Genomic DNA, 23,709 nt, shown 5'->3' with positions numbered 1-23,709 from the left:
ACAATCCCCTTTTTAGTCGAGGTTTTCGGCAGAGCGGTCATAGGCAACGATTATTTTTTGAACCAGGGAATGCCGTACTACATCCTGTTCTCCAAAGAAGACAAAACCCAGCTCTTCTATCCCGGATAAAATCGCCTTGGCTTCAATCAGACCGGATTTCTTGCCGCGAGGCAGGTCGATCTGAGTAACGTCGCCCGTAATGACCATCTTGGACCCGAAACCGAGTCGTGTCAGGAACATTTTCATTTGCTCCGGTGTCGTGTTCTGTGCTTCATCCAGAATAATAAAAGAATCATCGAGCGTCCGTCCACGCATATAGGCAAGCGGCGCAATTTCAATCAATCCGCGTTCAAGCGCTTTGGCAACCTGATCTGGCCCCATAACGTCGTATAAGGCGTCATAGAGCGGCCTTAGATAAGGATCTACCTTTTCCTGCAAATCGCCCGGGAGGAAGCCCAGGCTCTCTCCAGCCTCAACCGCCGGACGTGTCAGTACAATGCGCTTGACAGAGCCTTCCTTCAGCGCCGTAACCGCCAGAACCACCGCAAGATACGTCTTGCCGGTTCCCGCAGGTCCGATCCCAAACACGATGTCACGCTTCTTGATCGTGGTCACATAATGCTTCTGGCCGATCGTTTTAACACGAATGGGCTTCCCGCGAAAAGTAGTGGTAATTTCGCCTTTGAACAAATCAAGCAGCTGATCGGCACGGAAATCCTTCGCCAATTCCACAGCATACTGAATATCCCGCTCACTGAGGATATATCCGCTCCGTATCAGCGACAGCAGCACATTAAAGAGCTGCCCCAGCATCTCTACTTCCCGTTCTGCACCCCGCACTGTCAGCTCTGCTTCACGTGAGTCGATGACTGCAGGAATTTCACTCTCCATTATTTTCAAAAAACCATCCTGCGGGCCGAAAAGCGACAGTGCTTCTCCCGCATTTTGCAAAGATATCCGTATGCTTGCAGTCTGTTCTGACAAATAGCCTCATTCTCCTTGGTTGTATACTATGGGAAGTTCTTCCGCAATTCTCTCTTCTACCTCAAAGAGCACTTTCATATAAACTTTACCATTCTCTTTCTTCTCATGCAAAATTTTTTGACTCTTGATCACGCAATCACTGCCATATCGGGCTAAAATATCATTTTTTGCCGTCTCCAGCCCTTTATCCCGCGCGGCCTTCGACGTCAATGTGGCAGTAAGCTCATTGAACTCCAGTTCCTTTTCCGTCATCCAACCGATCGGCAGCTCGATAGAGTGCCAGGATAACGGATTATTCTCTATCAGCATACTGGACTTTTTAAAAGGGGATTTCCCATATCCCCACAGTTGGATCGCCCATTTGCCAAGCACCAGATAGGCGTGATCCTTACGTTCACCCGTATAGGCATTTACCTTTGTCTTCAGAGGAACATTAATATTATACTCATGCCACACAAGGCCTTTGACCTCACCTTTGGCTACCACTTTTTGTGTATTCTCTTCATCCCCCAAAATGCCGGAAATAAGGATGTCCCCTTTTTTTACCCGGGAATTGCGTCCCACAACCGGTCTTCCCTGCTCTGCATAGATATCTGTCACTACAGCATCGGTCCTGCTGACCAAATGGCGCTGACTGTACAAAGCCCGCTTCTCCGGCTGTACAGCTTCAACGATCTGAATCTTGACTGCCGTTCCGGTCCGCTGAATTCCTATCCAGGAGACTCCCGGCAGCCGTGCGGTCAGCTCTCTGGAGAGCTTGTCCGGACTATCCATGCGCCAAATCCACTGAAACGGAAAAACCCCCTCCTGGCGGGCGGCATCCAGCACATCCTCCGCTGCAAGGCGCTTATTCCCTTCCACATCTACACTCCAGACCATGGATGACAGCAATACAAGCCCAATGCCGAAAAGCAATAGCCCCGCAGCAAAAAACTTCCGCTTCAACAATCTTGCCGTTACAAAAGGCAGACCCTTCCGGCCAGTTATATGCAGGCGGCAGCCTGTCTTTTTCAAAAGCGGCCGGAGAGCATAGAAATCATTCAGCAGCAGCTTCAGCCTTAGGCCGCCCTGTACAGGCTTCACATCCCAGATTACTATGCCGGCTCCGGCAAGGGCGTTAATGAACATTTCTGTCTGCGGACCAGTCACGAGAATGGTAACGACCCCCCGCACCCATGACAAAGGCGCTTCCTTCATGAGCTCTCCTCGCTTTCCTTATATTTGATCTCTCCGATTGTTCCTTCTACTGCCATCTCCTGACCCAGAATGGTCTTGATTTCCAGTCCTGCTCCTGATATCTCAAGTGAGCCTTTGGATAGGGCAAGCTTCAGCAATCCGGAAGAAAAATGCAATACGCCGCGATGGTTCTCAATATACAGTTCCTTATTGCCGATCAGGGTGATCCGGGGCATATCATGCAGCAGATCCTGCGGCAGATCCAGCATCCCGTTTGTCCAACCCCGCAGCCTACGGCCGATCCGGGTCATATGTAGACGCTCCCCCTTCCTTTACTTTACACCTTATGCGGGAGCAGCATTTTTTATGAGAAGAAGTGATTCATATAAGATGAGCTAAAGATTGTACTACTTAGGGGTCGTTCGTAACTACGGAGAATGTTTGGACTTCCGGCCGCTGCCCATCCCCAGATGTTTTGGATTAAACCGCTTACTGCGGTGAACATCCGGGGACAAAGGCGGTCGCTATCGCTCCTACAGAACGTAAAAAAGCCTGCGACCCCGGACACGGGATCACAAGCTTTAACGAATCAATTCGTGTGAGAAAATGGAGCATAACAAGGTTACAGTCAGCAGCGAGTTTAGCTCTCTCTGCGGGGACTATGCGGACGCCTTGAACGGGGAGGGCCCAGTATTTCCGCCCAGATCAAACCGTTCTGCAGTTGTTTGGCATTAATGCCACTATAGCCGCTTGAAGATGCTTCCGCCGATACACCGGCAGACGCACTGCTCTGCTGACTTCCATCCACTGCGCTTAACTTATCAAAGGCTGCGTGCAGTTGTTCGAATTCCCGCTGCATTTTTTCTGTCCTGGCCAGCACTCCCTCATCCTCAGGATGCTCCAGTGATAATCCTTCACCCGTCTCGTAATCAGGTGTAGGAAAACGGGCGGGCTCTGGAAAAGCCGGGGATGCATCATATTCCGTCTCCCGGCGGGGAGAAAAGGATTTCTCTGCCGTTTGCGGGTAGAGCCTGCCTTGTGCAGGGAAGCCGCTTCCTTGCCCTTTCTCCTTCCGCTCACCTTTAAACCCGCCGCCTCCAAACGTCGGCATCGCTCCCCGGGGAGCGGGCTTTTGCTTCCTTTTTCCCTTGTTGGCCTTATTCACATTGGAGACAATTGCGAATAGGATCACAGCAATGATATATACCCAGCTGCTCACGGGAGTTCACATCCCTTATTTATTGTTTTTGGAATCGCCAGGATTTGTATCCGTATCATTTAATTTGCCCAGAGAACCCCGCATTTGCGTGTCAGCTTCGATATTTTTCAAATTCATATAATCCATCACACCTATTTGACCCCCGCGAAGCGCTTCTGCCATCGCCAAAGGAACCTGGGACTCGGACTCCACGACCAGAGCCTTCATCTCCACTACACGCGCCTTCATTTCCTGCTCATGCGCTACTGCCATAGCTCTGCGCTCTTCCGCCTTCGCCTGCGCAATCCGTTTGTCCGCTTCCGCTTGCTCCGTCTGCAGATAGGCACCGATATTCTTGCCGACATCGATATCGGCAATGTCGATAGACAGAATTTCAAAGGCTGTACCGGAATCCAATCCTTTGGCAAGAACAGTCCGGGAGATGGAATCCGGATTTTCCAGTACATCCTTGTGAGAATTACTGGAGCCGACCGTGGTTACAATTCCCTCGCCGACACGGGCAATAATCGTCTCTTCCCCCGCTCCCCCGACCAGACGGTCGATATTGGCACGAACCGTAACCCGGGCTTTAACCTTTACCTCAATTCCGTTCTTTGCGACAGCAGCAACAACCGGCGTCTCAATCACGCGCGGATTAACGCTCATCTGTACGGCCAGCAGCACGTCGCGTCCTGCAAGATCAATAGCTGCGGCACGTGTGAACTCCAGAGGAATATCGGCACGCTGCGCCGCAATCAGCGCGTTAACGACCCGGTCTACGTTACCCCCGGCCAGATAATGGCTTTCGAGCTGGTTAATATTAATGCCCAGTCCTGCCTTGGTGGCTTTAATCAGCGGATTGACAATCCGGCTGGGTGTGACACGCCGCAATCTCATGGCTACCAATGTGATAATGCTGATTCTTACACCGGACGCCCATGCAGAAACCCACAGCATAACCGGGAAGAAGCTGAAAAAGACGCTCAGTACGATGATCACGGCAACCGCGATCAATAAAACTGTAATAAGAGATGCTTGACCCATAATTTACAAATACCTCCGTTTTTATATTTTGGTGGTTGATCACCATTTACCATAGTCTACCTTATTCCTTGACTTCTTTCACAACAATCCGTCCGCCCTCCACCTTCACTACAACAATCGGGAGGTTGACGCCGATAAACCCGCCTTCCGTCACCACATCAATACGCTCCCCGTCAACTATTGCGGTACCTGAGGGACGCAGCGGAGTAATGCTGATGCCTTTGCCTCCGATCAGAGTTATCTTCTCCTCTACCGGTACAAAGCCATGTTCCTTGGTTAGACTGTCGGTCAGTATGAAACGATTCCAGATCCCGCGCTCTTTGAAAAGAACCGCCACAATTATGATTACAACGGTCGCAGCAGCAAAAGCAATTCCAAGACTGAACAACGCATGGGTGAAGCTATAGGCAGCCCTCACAACGCCTGCAACAAGACTCACAGAACCAAGCAGCCCAAGAATGCCAAAGCTGGGTACAAACAGCTCCAGCACGAGCATTACGAGACCGAGGATAAATAACAGCCATGTCTCTGCCCCCGCGAAGCCCGCTATATAATTACCGAAGAAATATAGGACGAACGCCAATACCCCCATAATTCCCGGCGCACCAAAGCCTGGCACAAGCAGTTCAATCACGACCCCGGCAATCCCGATGAAAAGCAGAATGGTCATAATAATCGGGTTGGTCAGAAATTGCGACATTTTCTCCGCTCCTGTATGCCCTACGCGGAAAATGTCATCTGTTGAATACCCTATCGATAAAATCGCCTCTTCCGGCGTATCAGCGATATCATCGGCATAGCCTGCTTTTAGAGCCTGATCACTGGTAAGAGCAATGATCTGCCCCTTGGCTTTGGTGACGCCTAGTTCCGGTTTATCTATCACCATATTGCTGTCCGTCATCCCCGCGGCAATCTCGGGATCACGGCCATTCAGAGCAGCTGCGCCCATCATCTTGGATTTCCAGAACGAGACCAGCTTGGGGTCATTCACCGCCTTGCCGGTCATATCCACCAGGGATGCGGAGCCGATCATACTGCCTGGCTTCATGATAATTGTATTCGCATTTAATGCTATGTAGCTGCCGGCAGAAGCTGCATCCCCTTTTATGTAGGCAACCGTTGGAATCGTACTCTCTCTAACCATGCCCCCAATCTCTTCCGCTGTACCAACCAGTCCTCCTGGCGTATCGATTTCCAGCACAATTAGTACGGCCCCATAGTTCACTGCCTCTTCAAAGCCCCGTTCCAAAAAGCGCTGCAGTCCTCTTTCGATCTCCTGATCCACCGGTATAATAAATACAGGCCCGTTCTTCGGCTTACCTTGAACCGCTCCGGATGAGCTCCCTGCTGCGGCAAGCGGGATGAAGAACAGCAGAATCAACAGCGCCGTCATACTGGCCAAAGCTAATTTCCGAAATCCTGCCAAGTGATTCCCTCCTTCACTCATGGTTCACACTCCTATAGGGTACCTTCTATGCCCTACTACGATTCTTACCTGGATATCGTTCCAGAAAAAAGAAAAACACCCCTTTTTCAAGGGGTGCTAGCGTTATATTATTGCAGAAATTGCTGAACCGCCTGGTTCACAAGCTTACCATCGGCGCGGCCTTTAACTTTTGGCATCAGCGCACTCATAACTTTGCCCATCTCACTTTTCGAAGAAGCACCGGTTTCCTGGATGGTCTGCTGTACAATGACTTTAATTTCTTCTTCGGTAAGCTGCTCGGGAAGATACTTATGGATAATCTCGATTTCTGCCTTCGTCGTCGCGGCAAGCTCATCGCGACCCGCTTTTTCAAATTCTTGGAGGGCATCTTTGCGCTGTTTGATTTCACGACTTAGGATATCAAGCACTTCGTTGTCGTCTAATGTTCTTTTTACATCTATTTCAAGATACTTTATTGTCGAACGAATCATGCGGATTGTGGAAAGTGTGAACTTATCCTTATCCCTCATCGCTTGCTTCATATCTTCGTTCAATCGTTCGCTAAGATTCATGCGTGGGTAATCCTCCTAAAACTTTCTCTTACGAGCAGCCTCAGACTTCAGCTTTTTCTTAACGCTTGGCTTTTCATAATGTTTGCGTTTCTTCACCTCAGCCAAGACACCATCTTTTGCGATGGAACGCTTAAAGCGACGAAGTGCAGCATCAATTGTCTCGTTTTTGCGAACTTTCGTTTCAGACACCAGTTTCCCCTCCCTCCGACCAGACCGTCCAAGAGCATAACACGGTTCATCAAATTCCATTATAGGTCAAACTGAAATAACGTGTCAACCTTCACGTCATTCTTTTTTTCACGAGACATTTAAAGACTCGGGCTGTCCTATGCGTGTGACGCTGAATTCCCGGTTAACGCCCCCAGCTTCGCTCCGCCAAGCAAATGATAATGAAGGTGGTGCACGGCTTGCCCGCTGTCAGGTCCGCAATTGTTAATCAAACGGTAACCCGATTCAGCCACCCCAAGCTCGATTGCAATCTGCTGCGCTACACTGTGGATTTCGGCAATAAGCGGCAGATCCTCCGGGGTAACATCGTTCATAGATCCGATATCCTTTTTCGGGATAATCAGCACATGCACCGGCGCGGCAGGCTCAATATCATAGAATGCAAGAATCCGCTCATTCTCAAATACTTTTTTGCAGGGAATACTCCCCTCAATAATTTTACTGAATACGGTCTCCATACAACAGCTTCCTCCTAAAATTTGGGGAGTATTGGCTTGCCAGAACTTTGTCCCATCATAACATGGAATGAATGGAGAACGAAAGCGGGGAGAATGCGGGGAAAATGTACCCTTCAGCTAATAATATAAAAAAGGCCAGGCTGTATCTGCTACAGATTGCGAACATAACCTAAAAAGGGCAAAAAAAAAGAAACACCCTTCTCAGCTCATAAAGCTAAGTCGGCGGCGGACGTATGAAAAAGAGGATTTCTCCCAATCATACGTCCGCCGAGGTGTTTCAAATAATGTCGGCTTAGCTGTATTATAACAGGGGGTTGGTACTGTCTCTGTGATCGTTGTCACAAAAAATGCCTTTCTCACATTTTTTCCAAAATAATACGCGAGCCTCCTCCGCCTTGCTCGGCCGGGATTACCACAAGCTTACGGGGAAGCCGTGCCCGCAGCTCCGGAACATGGCTGATAATGCCAACGGAGAGCTGATCATTATGGAGTTTCTCTAGGGAGGTAATTACGGTATCCAATAATTCAGGGTCCAAGGTTCCAAAGCCTTCATCCAAAAAGAAAAATTGCAGCGGGTATTGACCGCGAAGCTGAATCTGGGCCGATAGCGCCAACGCCAGCGAAAGAGAGGTTAAAAAGGTCTCGCCTCCGGACAACGTCGAAACCGGGCGTCTAACCCCGCCGTTCCCATCATCGCGTATCACAAATCCGCCTCCGGAATCCACCTCCAGCGCGTAACGCTGCTTGCTCAGAAAACGCAGACGCTGGGATGCCGCCTGACACACCTGCATTAACTGCTCCTCGGCTATATATTCTACAAAAGCATTGCCGCGCAGACAGGACTGCAGCTTGGACAGCCGGTCCCGGGTAAGCCCGTGCTCCAATCTCTGCTTCTCCAGCACCTTCCAACGAACATGCCTGTCTCGCAGATCCTCCAGATCGCGTTCTCCCCTCGCCCGATTCTGCAAGGATAGTTCATCTTCTTCTCTGCACTGCCGCAAGGCCGCCTCGCTTTCCAGCCATTCCTCCGGGGTCAGACTGGCTCCATCCAGCTTCTCCTCAATGTGGCGCAGCTGCAGGTTCACTTCCGCTTCAAGCTCACGGTGGGTACGTACGCGGGAATCGGCCGTGTTTCGCTCCTCCAAAGTCAGAGAGGCTCCCTCCACTTCAAAAGGGGAAGTGAACGAAGAGGCCGATAACCGTTCCTCCCAATGGCGGGCTGACACTTCATAATGTTCCCGGGCTGACTCTGCCGCCTGACGGGCGATGGCAGCCTCCTTGATATCATGCTGGGCTTTCGCAGCCGTTGCACGCTGCTGCCGGCCGCTTTCTTCGACGGCGGCTATAAGCTGCTGCAATTGCCGCTCACATTCGGCCAGCAGAGGCCCGGCCTCCTGCCCTCCGGTGTATTGGAGCAGCCGCTGCTCCTTCTCACGCAGCAGCTCATCCTTGCCTTCAAGCTGGGCATTCCATTGGGCGAGTTCAATGTCCAGACCGGTTATTTGCTCGCCCAGACTTTGCAAGGCTGTATTCTTGTCGTCCAGGAATTTGACGCTGATCTCAAGGCGGCCGCGGATCTCCTCGGCCTGTTCGTCCTTCAGCTGCAATTCTCGATAGGCATTCTCCGCTTCCTCCGGGGCCAGCAGGGGGAACTGCTCTGCCCAGCTCTGCCGCAAAGAAGACAGCTGGCTTGCCAGCTCCTCCGCTTTGGCGGCGATGCCGGCTTCCCAGCCCAGCTCCGCTTCGGCACCGGCAGATTCTTTAAGGAGGCTCTGCTGGGCTTCATGCATGGACCGCTGCCATTCTGCCGCATCGCGCCGCAGATCAGCAGAATACTGCTTCAGTCCAGAAATCATGTCTTCCAGCTGAGAAAGTGTGCTTTCGTCCGGGATCTCCTTAACGATGGAGGAGTATGTATCCATTAGCAAAGCGTCACCGTGTTCCTCCTCCGCACCCGCCGCTGCCGGAATATTAAGGGAGGCTATTGAACCGTCCCCATAGATTTGCTCCAGCCAGGCATGATCCTGCTCCCGCAGGCTGCGGAGGGAGTGGCGCAACTCAAGCGCCCGCTTGGACAGCATTCGCGCGGCCTGCAGTTCGCCCTCTTGCACCTCCTGTTCTCCGGTACCCTGAAGGGACGCGGGAACGGGATGATGCCCGCTGCCGCACACCGGGCAGGGCTGCCCGTCTTCGAGTTCACGGGCCAGCGCCAGCGACAGCCGGTGAACCTCGTGGCTCTTCAGCGCGGCTTCCAGTGCGCTGTTGTGGATCTCCAGCTTCTCCGCGACGACCCCCGAAGCTCTTTCCGCTGCGAGCAGCTTCTCCAGATGCCGCGCTGCCCCGCCAATCATGGCGGCGCGGCGTGCCTCCTGCTGCGAGCACTGCGCGGCGGCTGCGCCGAGCCGCTGCTGCGCCGCCGCGAGCGTGGCCGCACGCTCGCGGCGCTCACGCTCCGCCGAATCCCGCTGGGATTCAGCGGAGCGCAGACCTTGCAGTCTCTGCATGGCTTCCTGCAGAGACTGCCGGTCCTGGGAGCGGACGCCCAGGGGCTGCAGCTGCGCCTGCAGCTCCTGCTGCCGCTTTTGGCCCTTGGCCAAAAGCTCCCGCTCCCGGGCCAGGCCTTCCCGCAGGGCTTCCAGCCTGCGGGCGGCCCCTGCGCGGCGCTCCCCGAGCGAAGCCAGCTCGCGCCGCAGCCCATCGCGCTCGGCTTCCAGCTCGAGCGCACGGCGGTACTTGCCGGCCCCCTCGCGGAGGGCCGGCTCTTCCGCCGCAAGAGCGGCCTGCGCCGCAGCTTCGGCCGCCGCTGCAAGCGCCGCCTCTTCCCCGGCGGCCGCCGACTGCACCTCCAGCCCCTCGGCGAGGGTCCGGCGGCTGTTCCAGGCTGCTTCCGCGTCTCTCCAGCTCTTCAGCGCGGGAACCATTTTCTCCGCCTCGTCACCTTGGCGGAGCCGATTCTCCAGCAGGCGGATTTCTGCCTCCTGTTCCAGCAGCCCTTGCCGCTGCTGTTCGCGGCGTGACCGCTCCTCCTGCAGCTCACGAATTTTGGCATGCTTCTCCCATGCCTTCACAGCCAGCTCCAATTTGCGGCGGCATTCCGCTGCATGCTGCACAGCCTCTTGCAGACGTTCCGCTGCCGCCTCCACATCTTTCTCGCCTGCGCTGCCGAGTCCCTGCTGCTCCGCTTCAACCGCACGCAGTGCAGCCTCGTTGTCTTTGACCCGCTTGCTGAGCTTCAGAGCCAAATGATCGCCGTACTGTTCCAAATGAAAGAGCCGCTGCAGCATCTGTCTGCGGTCTGCGCCCCGAAGCGAGAGAAATTCGGCGAATTTCCCCTGCGGCAAAACCACCGCGCGGGTAAAATCATCCATTTTAAGGCCGATTTTATCCTCCACACATCGTGTGACATCCGCCAGCTTATCCGCCATCACGCTGTCCCCGTCAGAGGTAATCTCAATAAACCGGCTTATTGTATTGCTTACGGATTGTTCACCCGTCCGCTTGAATCTCCGCTCGACACGGTAACGCTGACTTCCCCCGGGAGAAGACAGCTCGAACGTAAAAGCCACGCTCAGAGAATCCTCGGAATGATTCATAATGCCCTGGGTCCCGTTAACAGCGCGTTCTACCTTGCCGTACATTGCCAGGGTAATAGCATCCAGCAGACTTGACTTTCCGCTTCCCGTTGGCCCGAAAATTCCGAACAGACCCGTCTCGCACAGACTGTCAAAATGAATTTCCTGCTGCTCCCGGTAGCTCTGCAAGCCTGCTACTTTTAATAGAATCGGCTTCACTGGTTCTCCTCCCCTTCACTATGCTCACGCGGCTCTTCTTCCGTAAGCTCAAGAAACAATTCTACCAGGCTGTCATCCGGCTCCGCTCCGCCGGTCTGACGCTGATAAAATTTACGGAACAACTCCTGAACCGGCATGCGTGAGCGCGGGGAAGCTTCCATTTCCGCCTCCATTTGGGGATAGATCGGACGGATATGAATAATCCCTTCCCGGGATTTGCGCAGTCGCTGAATGTCACTCATGGACATCGCTTCACTTAGCCGGATTTCCAGATCTATAAAAGCTGTCTGATCTCTGCCCTCATCCAGCCAGCCGTAAACCTCCTGAAGTCCGCCGGAAGAACTCCACCTTACCAGCGGACGACCGCAGCGGAGATAGATCTCCTCGAACACTGGCTCTTCTCCGGGTGCCACATCCACGAGAGTCACAGACTTGGCCTGTCCGGCTTCCGAGAAACTGTAAGCCAGCGGCGAGCCGCTGTAGCGGATCATTCCCTCTCCCTTGACCTTTTGAGCACGGTGAAGATGGCCAAGCGCCGTATATTGCGCTCCTGATGATAGTGCGGAAGGATCAACCGTATACGCTCCCCCTACCTGAATCGGACGTTCGGAGTCGCATTCCACACCGCCAAGCACATAGATATGGCTCATGGCCAAATTAACGGTCTGCGGGGTAAATTCACGCCCGAGCAGCTGCATAAGCCTGCCTACACGGGCACTGTAAGCGAGCCGGAGCTCCGACTCGTCACCTTCACCGGCCAGCAATTCACCAAGACGGGCCTCGGAAGGATAAGGCAGCGCAGCGATTTTGGCGATCTCACCCGTTCGGGCAGCGTGAACTGTTACCGGCTTCGAGGCAGGCAAACCTACCAATGTAATCCCTTGTCTCAATACGAGCGGGGACACGGAGGAGACACGCTCCGGCTGGTCATGATTGCCGGCAATAACAACCATCGGCCTGCCGCCAGCAGTCAATCTGGCAGCAGCCTCATAGAATAGTTGCTCCGCAGCCGCCGGAGGATTGACAGAATCATAGACATCTCCAGCCATGAGGATAAGATCGACTCGCTGCTCATCGGCAATTTCAACAAGCTCGTCTATGAACTGCTCCTGTTCTCTATTCCGGCTTCTTCCTTCCAACGTACGGCCCAAATGCCAGTCCCCCGTATGCAGTATCCGCATTTCCCGCCTCTTCCCCGCCCTCTATGTGGCAATTGATATATTTCTTTCTTGCTATAACCGTACAGCATGCCCGCCGTCAAAAAAATACAGCCAGGTCTCACTGATCTCTTCGCTTAAAATATCTTTCAATGCCCGTCCGTACAGCTCCAGCTGAAAAAGGTATTTCTCCTTAAGAGCTTCTAAACCGCCCTCATGCTCCAAAACAGTATCCGTCTTATAATCCAGCAAAATAAGCCGTTCTCCCTCACGGAATAAACAGTCAATAACACCTTGGATCAGCACGGCTTGCGGCTGGGCGCTGCCAGTGGTTTCCGAAGAGACCTCTGCTACAGCTTCATCCAGAAAATCAAGGCCCCGATAGGCATCCGAGGCCGGAACCATATAGCTGAAGGGCATTTCCCGTCTCTTCCAGCCGGAAGACAACAGTCTTGCTCCAAGCTCGCTGTCATAAAAAGCCTTCACCTCTGACGGTGTCACCGCCTCCGCTTGCTCATCCGACAAAATACCGACCTGGACAAGACGGGCCAGCGTCTCTTCCACGATTCCCCCATCCACAGGGCCATCAAGAGGAATATGCTGCATTACGGTATGATACACGGTTCCCCGCTCCGCAGATGTCATGCCCCGCTTCTCCATAAACTTCGGACGTCTCAATCGAAGATTGTCGGCACCGGGGCTGCGGCGGAACGTATCCGTTGTTGCGCTGTGGTTCTCCTCCGCTTCCAGCCGGTCAAAGGAAGGCTGCTCCTGCATGGATAGCAGTGCCTTTAATTCTGTTACAGACGTCTTGGCCGGAATTGCCGAGGCGGCAGCGTGAGGATACACCCAGCTCAGCTTCCCCGCAGCCACAGAGGCAGCCTCTGTCGCAAGTGCGGGAATTGCGTCTCCCTTATGCAAGGCTTGAAGTACTTCCCTGCGGTCATCATTTCCTGTCCCTCCGCCGTCCTGGCCAACCAGGGAACCGGAGGTTAAGGCAGAGGAATCAAGCACGCTAATGCTCCAGTTGGAGACATCGCTATGCAGAACTGTGGACGTGGTCCCTTCCCTTCCGGCCAGCTTTCGCAGAATTGCCGCTCCTGGATGCCTGATCAACGCCGGACCTACCCAGTCCAGATAGCTGCGGCCCCGGGCCAGCAAATGATCCGCCAGCAGCAGCTCATCCCGGCCCTGCATGGCGGCCCAGCCGGAAATTTTGCGGGGCAGGTCACGGACGGTTCCAACGAGAATCATCTTATCCCGCGGACGCGTCAACCCGACATAAAGCACCCGCATCTCTTCCGCCAGCAGCTCCAGCCGCGCCCGGCGGGTGATCGCCAAATAAGGCAAGGTAGGATAGCTGACCCGGGTATCCCGCTCAACAAAACGCGGCCCGAAGCCCAGCTCCTTATGCATCAGGAACGATGCGTGCAGATCCTGTCTATTAAAAGCCTTGGACATGCCCGCCAGAAAAACAACGGGGAACTCCAGCCCTTTGCTTTTGTGAATCGTCATAATTCTTACACCGCTGCCCTCTTCACCGCCGCTCCCGGCGACTCCAAGGTCACCGCCGTTCTCTCTGAGCCGGTTGATAAAAACCAGAAAGCGGAACAGGCCGCGCGAGGAAGTATCCTTCTCAAATTGAATAGCCCGCTCATATAAAACCTTCAGATTATTCTGGCGCTGCGGACCTCCGGGCAGTCCTCCGACCCATTCCAGATACCCGCTCTCCCTGTAAATTCGCCAGATGAGCCCGCCGAGACTGCCTTGACGCGCTTCATCTCTCCAGTTCTGCAGCTGGTTCAGGAAATATTGCAGCTTCGAACGAAGCTGCTCTGAAATAGGCGGTATCTCTGTACCTTCCTGGATAGCTGGTGCTAATAATGGCTGTTCACGCGCCGCTGCCAGCACCGCTTCATAGAAGGAGCCTGCGCTGTATAAACGCACCTTCGCCAGCTCTTCCTCACTCAGACCGACAACCGGTGAACGGAGAACTCCGGCCAGCGGAATATCCTGCTGCGGGTTGTCCACAACTTTTAATAAAGAAAGGGCAATTTCTACTTCAGTAGCTTGGAAATATCCTTTATTCTGATCACCGTAGGCAGGAATTCCTTCCAGCCGAAGCTCTTCAATCATCAGTGGAGTCCACATTCGGGCAGAACGGAGCAGAATGACAATGTCGCCGTAGATAACCGGACGCATCATCTTGATGCCTTTATCGTAAATGAGCAGCGGAGCTCCGCCGGTCATGCCTGTCATCTGCGAGATACGCCGGGCAATAGCCCGCGCTTCCAACTGGGCGGTTTCACTCTCAAGCACTTCGCTTTCCTGTATAGCTGTGTCACTATCTTCAGCAGCTTCCTCTGCACGGCCGCCCGTTGTTGCTCCCCGGTCAATTAGCAGAAGCTCCGGCGCAAAAAAAACATCCGGCCCCTTCTCAGCCGCTCCCGGAAAGTTCGCGCCATATACCAGCTCCGCTCGCTCATCATAGTTTATTTCCGCCACCGTTTCGTTCATGATCTGCCGGAACAGCATGTTGACGGCATTCACGACCTCGAGCCGGCTGCGGAAATTCCGCGCCAAGTCAATGACCTGTCCGCCGGATGGGCCGGTCTGATCGCTAGTGCCGTTCAGTCCCTCGCTGGTCTTGCCAAAGCTGCGGTATTTGTCCAGGAATAACCCCGGCTCCGCCAGACGGAACCGGTAGATGCTCTGCTTCATGTCTCCGACCATGAACCGGTTGCCCGGTGATTCACGGGAGATCAGACGCACGATTTCCTCCTGAACACTGTTCGTATCCTGATATTCATCCAGCAGCACCTCATCGAACTGATCGCGGTATTCCATGGCCGCATCGGAGGGCTGGGGGTTACCGGGGAGTGAGTCAGGATGACGCAGTATTTGCAGGCAATAGTGCTCCAAATCACTGAAATCAACCAGACCTTTGCCAGCCTTTTCAATTCTATAGCGCTCGCCGAACTCGATTACCGTTTCAGCCAGCTCTTCCATAAGCGGAGCAGCTTCATGCAATTCTGCCAGAAAGACCTCGGCAGGGCGTCCGAATAATGCATTTTGCAGCTCAGCTATGCTTTTTTTGACGCTTTCGCGCAGTTCTTTAACGTTCTCCTGAAGCCCCGGATCGGTGGAATCCTTCTTGCAGGGCTTCAATTTGCCAAAGGACACCCCCCGGAAGACCTCATAGAGCTCGGCCCAAGGCTGTTGTCTCAAGGCCTCCCGCAGCCCGAGCGCCATGTTAAGATCAGCGGTCATATTCTCGGCATAAGGGGCCGGCCCACCCGGCTGAAGAGCAACCTCGCGTCCCTGCTCAAGCTGGCTGATTACTCCGTCCAGCGTCAGCTTGGCCTCTTCCAGAATACTTTGTACCCACGGGGAACGGCCAAGACTGTCCGTATCCGGCACCGAGAACCCGGCAGCCGTTTCTTTCAGCCATTGTGCGGGCCAGGGATGACTGCGGGCGAAATCATGGAGCCTCTGCACAAGTGCATGCATGGGATCGTCACTGCGCTCTCCGCTGAACCAGTCGACCAGCTTCACAAAAATGCCGTCATCACCGGCTTCGCCATATTTTTCTTCAAATAATTCTTCCAGCAGCTCCTGGCGCATCATTTCCGCTTCATGCTCATTCAGTATACGGAAGCCGGGATCAATCGGAATCATCTGGTAGTAACGCCGGATTACCTCCAGGCAAAAAGAGTGCAGCGTTGTAATGGAGGCTTTGCCCAGCAGGGCAAGCTGGCGGCGTAAATGGACATGATCCGGGTTGTTCTCCAATTCCCGGTCCAGCGCTTCACGGATACGCTGCCGCATTTCGGCCGCAGCAGCTTTGGTAAATGTAGCTACCAGCAGCCTGTCCACACTGAAGCCGCTCTCTTCCGAACTGATTTTGCGGATAATACGCTCTACCAGCACCGCGGTCTTTCCGGAACCCGCTGCCGCCGCTACCAGAATATCATCGCCGCTCTCGGCAATCGCTCGCCACTGATCGTCGCTCCACATGCTTCCTTCCGGTTTAGCCGCCATACTCACAGCGTTGTACCCCCTTCTTTACGGGACAGCAGATCCCAGATAATATCTTTTCCCGGCTTGGCCAGATGGTGATAATGATTGCCCTCTACAGCCTCGTCAAATTGGCATACTGGTTTGAACGAACAGAAGGTACAGGCCGTTTCCTGCTGAATGCGATAGGGCTCTATAGCCACATCACCTTCCGTAATTCGTGTTCCGATCTCCGAAATGGTTCCGCGTACAGAGGACAACAGCTGGCCCCACTGCTCCGGTGTAGCGACAGAGGCGCTGCTGTAAAAACTGCCGTCGCTCTTTAGCGCCACCGGAACGATGGAGGAATGGCCCTTATCCAGACTGGTGTCCATTAACGATACAACCTCTCGGTCCGCGGTCAGCAGACCCTTCAATTTGAAACGCTTCAGCAATTCCTGCTCCGCCTGTTCCCGGTTCATCCCGTTTGGTGACGATAATAAGGGGTCATGAACATGAAAATAGAGCGTTCCTGCCGGAAGCGCCGGACGACCCAGCCACTGTTCCGCATAGGTAAGCAGCACATCCAGATAAGTCAGCATCTGCAGCGACAATCCATAGTACACCTCGTGCAGCTTCAGATCCTTTTGACTCGATTTATAGTCGATAACCCGCAGCAGCAGCCCGTTCTTGCCTTCAGCCATGTCTACACGGTCTATGCGGCCTACGATCTCCATAACACATCCGTTTGGCAGGGTGATCCGGAGCGGGGGCAGAGGCTTGCCCGGTCCAAAATCAAGCTCCAGCCCTACCGGCTCGAAGCTGCCTCTGCGGGCATGTTCACCGAGTATGACCGATGCGCGGCCGACAATATTCTTCAGCTTCCGGGAAATGTATCCGTAACGCTTGGAGCTCATCAGAATCTCACCCTGCAGCATCGGTGACAGACGGTCCACCGTCTCACCGGCCTCACGCCGGCACTCCTCTGCTGTCAAACTGCCCCAGCCGCGGCCTTCATTTTGCAGTCTCTGCGCCATTTCACTAAGTGCCGCATGGAACAGCTGGCCGATATCCGGAGCCTGCAGCTTGTACAGCTGGCGGTCCTTCAGCTTGAGTCCGTATGAAGCGAAATGGGAGAACGGACAGGACACGAATTTCTCCATACGGGAGACACTGCCCCGCAGTGTGGAGCCGCCGTACAGCTTCAGACTGGTCCCGCGTTTCAACTTAACGCCTTCATTGCGGTAAAATAATGATTTCAGCAGCTTGTTCAGCCGCGGGCTCCATTCCTCACTCTCCGCAAACCAGTTGTACACATCCCACCAGAGCGCAGGAATTTCCACGCCCTGCCGCCACTGCCGCAGCTGCATGATTAACACGCGGAGCGTGGCTTCCGGAGATCCGACGAAATTTAAATGTTCCGGCAAAGTTTGTCCCGATAAAGGTAGACCCGGCAGCGGCTGTTCTCCAATATGGAACATAAGCTGGAGATGACGGATAACCTCGGATGGCAAAAGCGCTTTGCCCTCCTCGTCCGCACAAGCGTAACTAACCCACAGCTTCCTGCTGGCTGTCGTTAGCGCATTATAGATCAGAAACCGTTCATCCAGCAGCTTTCGGGAGGAGCCTGGAGACAGTTCCATGCCCGCCCCCTCCAGAAAGAAACGCTCCCCTTCTGAAAGGATACCGTCCTCCTGAAATTGCGCAGGTACGATCCCTTCATTGAACCCGAGTAAAAAAGCATACTTCACGCCTGAGGAACGGGTCCGGTCCATACTTCCTACCAGCACCTGATCCAGCGCCGGGGGAACAAGACCCATTCTAAGCTCGGCAAGCCCGGTCTCAAACACACCGGCAAATACAGCAAAATCTATGTTCTCCTCGCCCATCATTTCCACGATCTGATCCAGTAAATCAAGTACGGCATCCCATAGCTGGCGGTGCTCACGGGCGTACTCCGGCTGCCCCATTTCAAGCGACTTGGCACTCATGCCCTCCAGCTTGCCCGCGGCTTCCGTATCCAGCAGAAGCTGATATACAGCTGTACATAATTCACGGGCACTGCGGCTCTTTTTGACCCTTTTTTCGAAACCGAGCAAGGGACCCGTTATCGCTGTCCGGCAGTTCTCCATCACGGCCAGATGCTCTTCGTCTACCTTTCTGTCCCCTTCCAGAGACAGGCTCGGTATCCCTCTCCAGGAACGCCCATCCGTCCAGCGGTAGCCCTGAATGCCACAGGCAAGCACGTAATTTTCCAGATTGTCCATGTCGGATCTCGAAAGGCTTCGATCCGCAGGCAGCAGAAGATCCGTCTTCACGCAGCGGAACACATCCTCATAACGCCACCGGCGGCGGACGACATCCAGCGAAGCGCGAAGAAATTCCACCAGCGGATGATGCAGCTCATTAACTTTCTGGTCAAGAAAGAACGGAATTCCGTAATCTCGAAAAAGAGGGGTTACCAGATGCTCGTAATCTCCCAGATTACGCATAAACACAGCCATCTCACCGTATTGCGCCCCCTCTTCCCGCGCCAGTCTCAGAATCTCGCGCAGGACACCCTCAACCTCGGCTCTGCGCGAGACAGCGGCCTGAATCGAAATTTCCTGTTCTACCGGTCCGTTTCCGTTCCAGCGGATGCGCCGGTCAAAACCCCGCTCCAGATGGGCAAGAACCGGACTCTCTGCGAAGCGCGGCAGGATGGGCGGTGCCAGAATATCATCCCTCACCTCCGCCCCTATTTCTTCGGCAATCCCGCGCAGCTTGATGTAGGTTGAAGCAGTGGGATGGAACATTTCCAGCTCATGCGGCTGCAGGCCGGGCGGATACGGTCTGTCCAGGGTAAGAGAAATCGTTACTTTGGAGGCACACAGCATCAATTGACGCAGCACAATAAATTCCTGGGGTGTAAAGCCATGAAAACCGTCTACCCATATCTCGGCCCCTCGTACGTATGTAGAGTCCGGAATATGCTCCGCCAGCTCCATCAGGCGATCCTCCTGATCGAAATACAGCTGTGACATCTCCTTGTCCAATTCGCCGAACACCAGCTGCAGATCATGCAGCTTACTTAGCAAAATAGGATTGCCCCCGACTGATTCATGCAGTCCCGACAGCTGCTGCTCCAAATCAGCGGCTCCAAAACAGCAGCGCTTCATTTCGGTGTGCAGACTGTTAAGCCGGTCCACAAAGCCGGGCCTGTCGGAAGAGGTGCCGAACAGTTTCAGCTCCTCTTTACGGCGGCTGATGATTTTGTAGATCAGCATTTTTTTGCCCTCATCACTGATGGGAATGTTGGGATTGCCGCCAGTCTCCTGTTTGACCCGGTAAGCAAGACGTGAAAAGCTCAGCGTCTGAGCCCGTATGCTCCCCTTTGAACTCCCGGTAGTCAGAAGCCCGCGTTCCGCGCCAAAAGACCCTTGTTCCGGAACAAGCACAATAATCGGCACACCCAGAGGCTCCTGCTCCATAGCAGAGGCTACCGACTCCCAGATCTTCACGGTCTTGCCGCTGCCCGAACGGCCTATTAAAAAGGTTACCGACATTATGATAGACTCCTTCCATAGCGTAAATAGAAACAGTAATTTCACTTGTAATCTATCAACTCTTATCTCGTCCCAACATTATAGCATATCCCATCCAAACAAACCAGAACACACGTTCCGAATTATTGGTATTATCCCATCCATTATTTACTTAAAAAATTACTGCTGTCTGCTGTCTTGGGCCTACAATATCCGTCAAAGCAAGAAGTTGCTAAAAAGCTAAATAGCCACTCGGTTCCTGCACGTTGTACAACATTTCAGCACCCGAGCCACCTTCCCCGCCCGGATTCCTGCACGTTATGCAACATTTCAGCGCCCGAGCCACCTTCCCCGCCCACATTCCTGCACGTTGTGCAACATTCCAGCGCCCCAGCCACCTTGACCCCCGGATTCCTGCACGTTGTGCAACATTTCAGCACCCCAGCCACCTTCCCCGCCCGGATTCCTGCACGTTATGCAACATTTCAGCTCCCGAACCACCTTTCCCGCCCACATTCCTGCACGTTGTGCAACATTCCAGCTCCTGAGTCACCTTCCCCGCCCGGATTCCTGCACGTTATGCAACATTTCAGCTCCCGAACCACCTTTCCCGCCCACATTCCTGCACGTTGTGCAACATTCCAGCTCCTGAGTCACCTTTCCCGCCCACATTCCTGCACGTTGCGCAACATTTCAGCTCCCGAGTCACCTTTCCGCCCACATTCCTGCAAGTTGTGCAACATTTCTAAAAAGCCCCCAAGGCACCTTGATCTGCCCATTTTTGCATTAAAAAAGAGGCCTCCTCACAGGCAGAATAACAATCCACCCTTGAGAAAGCCCCCTGCTTCATCTTCTTTTACTATTTCTTATTCTTGCTCCGCACTTCAAAAATAGCGAACTTCAGGTAATGCCCTTCGTTTACGCCGAGAATTTGCGGATGGTCTTTGCCTGCGGCGCGCCATTCTACCAATCTCAGCACTTTGCCGGCATCTCTGGCTGCCTCGCCGATAGTCTCCAGGAACAGCTCCGGCTGCATGTGGTACGAGCAGCTTGCGGTCACCAGATAACCGCCCTCGTTCACCAGCTTCATGCCATGCAGGTTTATGTCCTTGTAGCCCCGGCAGGCTCCTGCTACAGCGCTTTTAGTCTTGGCGAAAGCAGGAGGATCAAGAATAACAACATCCCAAGTCCGGCCACCGCCAGCTGTCATCGGTATGGAGGTATCGGCTTTGGCTTTAGCTGTGCCTTGGGCTGTGCCTTGGGCTGCGGCTTTGATCCCAGCTTCGGCACCTGCAACAGCTGCACGCTCTGTCCGCTCCTCCAGCCCTTTTACCTGATTGCGCAGATATTGAAAAGCATCGTCTACGACGAACTCCACACGATCGCTGAAACCGTTCAATTCCACATTTGTCTTAGCACTCTCAATGGCATGAGCGGAAACGTCCAGGCAGGTTACCTTCTTGGCTCCGTACTTGCACGCATGGAGCGTAAAGCTGCCAGTATGGGAAAAGCATTCCAGCACGGTCGCACCGTCCCAGTAAGGGAAGGTAACAGGCTTGCCGCTTTTATTAACCGGCAGCTTCTCCAGTGTACCGTCCTCAGCTTCGATATCCTTAAGTACGATGCCGCTGCGCTCGCCCCAGCCCCGCATAAGTGGAGCGATAGAGGCTCTATTCTCACGCTGATCAAAGAAATAGCCGGTCTTCTGACCCTCTTCGATATCGACAATCAGCTTCAGATCATTCTCAGTCACGGTAACATGACGGGGGCATTCTCCGTACAGTACGCCTGTTGTCTGCTCGAGCCCTTCCAGTTCACGCACGCTAACATCACTGCGCTCATAAATTCCGCGCGGAGCCATAACTTCTACCAGCGCTTCCACGATCTCGGTTCGGCGTTTGTCCATTCCGAGCGTCAGCAACTGCACCACAAGGATATCCCCGAACCGGTCGACGATCAGCCCCGGCAAATAGTCGGCTTCTCCATAAACCAGACGATAAGCATCTGCCCCCGGCAGAAACCGGTTCCTGTGCTGCAGACAGTTGGAGAACCTCTCAGCGAAAAATGCAGTATCCATCTCGGCAAGCGAAGTCTGCGAGACAATCCTTACTCTGATCTGTGAGGCCGGATTATAGTAACCGACAGCCAGAAAACGGCCCTGATGATTGAGAACATCTACCAATCCACCGTCTTCCGGGTTCCCGTCTACCGAGGCCACTTCCCCTGCATAAACCCATGGATGGGCCAGCTCCAGTCTTTTTTTACGATTACGATCCAAACGAACTGATGCCAATCATTTCAACTCCCTGTTTTTAAAAAAATGGTTTTACTCATGTCCTACACGCGGCATTCATATATTGGTGTACAACCCCCGTCCAAAGGAGCATGCCCAATGATCCGTGATTTGCTGTTCCCTGTCATATATGGTCTTGTTATTTTTCTGGCCGGCATGAAGCTGATGGAGACCGCAATGTCGAGACTTGCGGGGCCGCTGCTGACAAAAGGTCTGAATAAAGCTACCTCAACGCCGTTAAAAGGCATGATTGCCAGCAGCCTGCTATCGGCCCTGCTTCAGAGCAGCACGGCCGTAACGGTGCTGACGATCGGCATGGTCAACGCCGGGCTGCTTAGCTATGCTCGTACCCTCGGGATCATCCTCGGCAGCAATATCGGTACCTGCCTCACCACCGAGCTGATCGGGCTGCAAATCAGCGCTTTTGCCGCTCCGCTCCTGGCTTTCTCGCTCAGCCTGTGGGGAGCAGCCGTAGTAGCCGCAGAATTTACGCCTTCCTCCCGGGGGACAGGCTTAATCCCAAGAATGGCCCAGCCGCTCCAGTTCATAAGCCTGGCTGTGGCCGGGTTCGCGCTTGTCCTGTGGGGCATCGCCGTCATGCAGTCGATTGGTCCCGTACTGCAGAAAAGCGGCTTGTTCAGCTGGTTCCTGCAGCATGCCGCCACAAGTGCGCTGTGGGGACTTGCCGCCGGCGCGTGTCTGACCGCCCTCCTGCACAGCAGCGCAGCGGTCATCGCCATGGCCATGGGCGTTGCCGCATCGGGCGCCTTACCGCCTGAACTGGGCATCGCCATTGTGCTCGGCGCCAATATCGGCACCTGCGTTACGGCGGTGATCGCCTCCATCGGCGGTTCCCCTTCCGGCGTCTTTGTCGCCTGGTCGCATGTTGCGCTCAATGTCGGCGGTGCGCTGCTGTTCCTCCCCTTTATCGGACCGCTGCAGAGCCTGGCGGCCTGGATCGGCGGGGGTCCCGCGGCACAAATCGCCCATGCGCAGACGATTTTCAATGTAGTCTGCTCGATTGTGGCACTGCCGCTATGCTATCTGCCTATATGGTCCAGACTGGAGAAACGTCTCGAGCCGTAGCCCCTATTATACTTCAATTGCGCTTACAGTTCTAATGCAAAGAAGATCAAAGCAATACTCACCAAACAGCTGGATGAGGCGATCTTTACCCATGAACAAGTTCAGCTCGACCTGCAGAACATACAGACTGCGCTCAATATTTAGTCCAGTGTTGGGATGCACCGCTATCACTAAAAAAGATCTGTAAACCACCTCGTCGGCGGTCTGCAGATCTTTTTCCATTTACCCTATGCAGCAGATTAATAAACCTCAATGCCCAGCAGAGCCAGCGCTTTGCGTAAAATATTTATATTATTAGCGTAGGCTTTTCCGCTTCCTCTGGACCAGGCTGCCGCCGGATCATGCCATTCCACCGCGTTGATCTCCTCTTCCTGCGCCTTTGTAACACCGCCTGCAGCTTCCACTAAATAGTAGTGGACTTCCTTATCCACCTTGCCATGAACCGGATGCTGATACGTATATTTAATGACATCCAGCGGCGCTGTAATCCTGCCAATGGTGCCTGTCTCTTCCCGAATCTCGCGCAGCGCCGTTTCCTCTATCGTTTCCCCGGCCTCCATCTTACCTTTGGGAAGCGTTATTTTGCCGTACCGGTCTATAATCAACTGAATTTCCAGTCCCTGGGTTCCGGAACGATACACCACGCCGCCTGCCGAGATCTCCTTGTATGCCATAAAAGATACTCCTTTCAAAAAAAGTCCCTCAACAAAAGCAACAAGGATTCCATTCCCGGAAAAGAATGAAACCCTTGGTCGCCGATTTGCGGCTGAACTGCT

At 53.9% G+C, this 23,709-nt stretch carries 17 protein-coding genes; 1 reads left to right on the top strand and 16 read right to left on the bottom strand.

The window, feature by feature from the left end:
* Positions 1-12: 12 nt before the first annotated feature.
* The 14 genes from PaeBR_RS08840 to PaeBR_RS08775 all read right to left on the bottom strand — a co-directional run bounded on the left by PaeBR_RS08840 (position 13) and on the right by PaeBR_RS08775 (position 21,847).
* Positions 13-984: a PhoH family protein gene (locus PaeBR_RS08840; RefSeq protein ID WP_410514467.1), complete on the bottom strand. Its 972-nt coding sequence runs from the start codon at positions 982-984 to the stop codon at positions 13-15.
* 6 nt (positions 985-990) lie between these two features.
* Entirely contained in the window at positions 991-2,181 is a 1,191-nt protein-coding gene (yqfD, locus tag PaeBR_RS08835; RefSeq protein ID WP_410514466.1) for a sporulation protein YqfD, read from the bottom strand.
* Positions 2,178-2,471 (bottom strand): sporulation protein YqfC, encoded by a 294-nt coding sequence (yqfC, locus tag PaeBR_RS08830; protein ID WP_410514465.1) that lies wholly within the window; start codon positions 2,469-2,471, stop codon positions 2,178-2,180. The genes yqfD and yqfC overlap by 4 nt, the downstream gene beginning before the upstream one ends.
* Before the next feature lie 329 nt (positions 2,472-2,800).
* Complete coding sequence (locus tag PaeBR_RS08825; RefSeq protein ID WP_410514464.1) at positions 2,801-3,379, bottom strand: hypothetical protein; 579 nt, start codon at positions 3,377-3,379, stop codon at positions 2,801-2,803.
* Between the two features lie 15 nt (positions 3,380-3,394).
* On the bottom strand, positions 3,395-4,402 hold the full coding sequence (gene floA / locus PaeBR_RS08820) for a flotillin-like protein FloA (RefSeq protein ID WP_410514463.1): 1,008 nt from the start codon (positions 4,400-4,402) through the stop codon (positions 3,395-3,397).
* 61 nt (positions 4,403-4,463) lie between these two features.
* Complete coding sequence (locus PaeBR_RS08815) at positions 4,464-5,849, bottom strand: NfeD family protein (protein ID WP_410514462.1); 1,386 nt, start codon at positions 5,847-5,849, stop codon at positions 4,464-4,466.
* Positions 5,850-5,956: 107 nt separating this feature from the next.
* A complete protein-coding gene (locus PaeBR_RS08810) occupies positions 5,957-6,400 on the bottom strand; it encodes a GatB/YqeY domain-containing protein (protein ID WP_410514461.1) in 444 nt (147 codons plus the stop codon).
* A gap of 15 nt (positions 6,401-6,415) precedes the next feature.
* Positions 6,416-6,589: a 30S ribosomal protein S21 gene (gene rpsU / locus PaeBR_RS08805; protein ID WP_036657994.1), complete on the bottom strand. Its 174-nt coding sequence runs from the start codon at positions 6,587-6,589 to the stop codon at positions 6,416-6,418.
* A 137-nt stretch (positions 6,590-6,726) separates the two neighbouring features.
* Positions 6,727-7,086 (bottom strand): histidine triad nucleotide-binding protein, encoded by a 360-nt coding sequence (locus PaeBR_RS08800; RefSeq protein ID WP_410514460.1) that lies wholly within the window; start codon positions 7,084-7,086, stop codon positions 6,727-6,729.
* A gap of 356 nt (positions 7,087-7,442) precedes the next feature.
* The gene (locus tag PaeBR_RS08795) at positions 7,443-10,877 is read right to left on the bottom strand and encodes an AAA family ATPase (RefSeq protein WP_410514459.1); all 3,435 of its coding nucleotides are present in this window, start codon (positions 10,875-10,877) and stop codon (positions 7,443-7,445) included.
* A complete protein-coding gene (locus PaeBR_RS08790; protein ID WP_410514458.1) occupies positions 10,874-12,058 on the bottom strand; it encodes an exonuclease SbcCD subunit D in 1,185 nt (394 codons plus the stop codon). Before PaeBR_RS08790 ends, PaeBR_RS08795 begins: the two co-directional genes overlap by 4 nt.
* Positions 12,059-12,109: 51 nt before the next feature.
* A complete protein-coding gene (gene addA / locus PaeBR_RS08785) occupies positions 12,110-16,075 on the bottom strand; it encodes a helicase-exonuclease AddAB subunit AddA (protein ID WP_410515122.1) in 3,966 nt (1,321 codons plus the stop codon).
* Positions 16,076-16,077: 2 nt separating this feature from the next.
* The gene (gene addB, locus PaeBR_RS08780; RefSeq protein ID WP_410514457.1) at positions 16,078-19,575 is read right to left on the bottom strand and encodes a helicase-exonuclease AddAB subunit AddB; all 3,498 of its coding nucleotides are present in this window, start codon (positions 19,573-19,575) and stop codon (positions 16,078-16,080) included.
* An 838-nt stretch (positions 19,576-20,413) separates the two neighbouring features.
* Entirely contained in the window at positions 20,414-21,847 is a 1,434-nt protein-coding gene (locus PaeBR_RS08775; protein ID WP_410514456.1) for a class I SAM-dependent rRNA methyltransferase, read from the bottom strand.
* A 99-nt stretch (positions 21,848-21,946) separates the two neighbouring features.
* Between PaeBR_RS08775 and PaeBR_RS08770 the strand changes: the two genes are divergently transcribed.
* Positions 21,947-22,933: a Na/Pi cotransporter family protein gene (locus tag PaeBR_RS08770; RefSeq protein ID WP_410514455.1), complete on the top strand. Its 987-nt coding sequence runs from the start codon at positions 21,947-21,949 to the stop codon at positions 22,931-22,933.
* 6 nt (positions 22,934-22,939) lie between these two features.
* Here PaeBR_RS08770 and PaeBR_RS08765 read toward each other — a convergent pair whose 3' ends face one another.
* Positions 22,940-23,155, bottom strand: coding sequence for a hypothetical protein (locus PaeBR_RS08765; protein WP_410514454.1), 216 nt, complete (start codon positions 23,153-23,155; stop codon positions 22,940-22,942).
* A gap of 17 nt (positions 23,156-23,172) precedes the next feature.
* Positions 23,173-23,607, bottom strand: coding sequence for an NUDIX hydrolase (locus PaeBR_RS08760; RefSeq protein WP_410514453.1), 435 nt, complete (start codon positions 23,605-23,607; stop codon positions 23,173-23,175).
* Positions 23,608-23,709 lie beyond the last annotated feature (102 nt).

Source organism: Paenibacillus sp. BR2-3 (assembly GCF_046529485.1).
Taxonomy (GTDB): Bacteria; Bacillota; Bacilli; order Paenibacillales; family Paenibacillaceae; genus Paenibacillus_AQ.
This window is presented reverse-complemented; position numbering and strand designations above follow the sequence as displayed.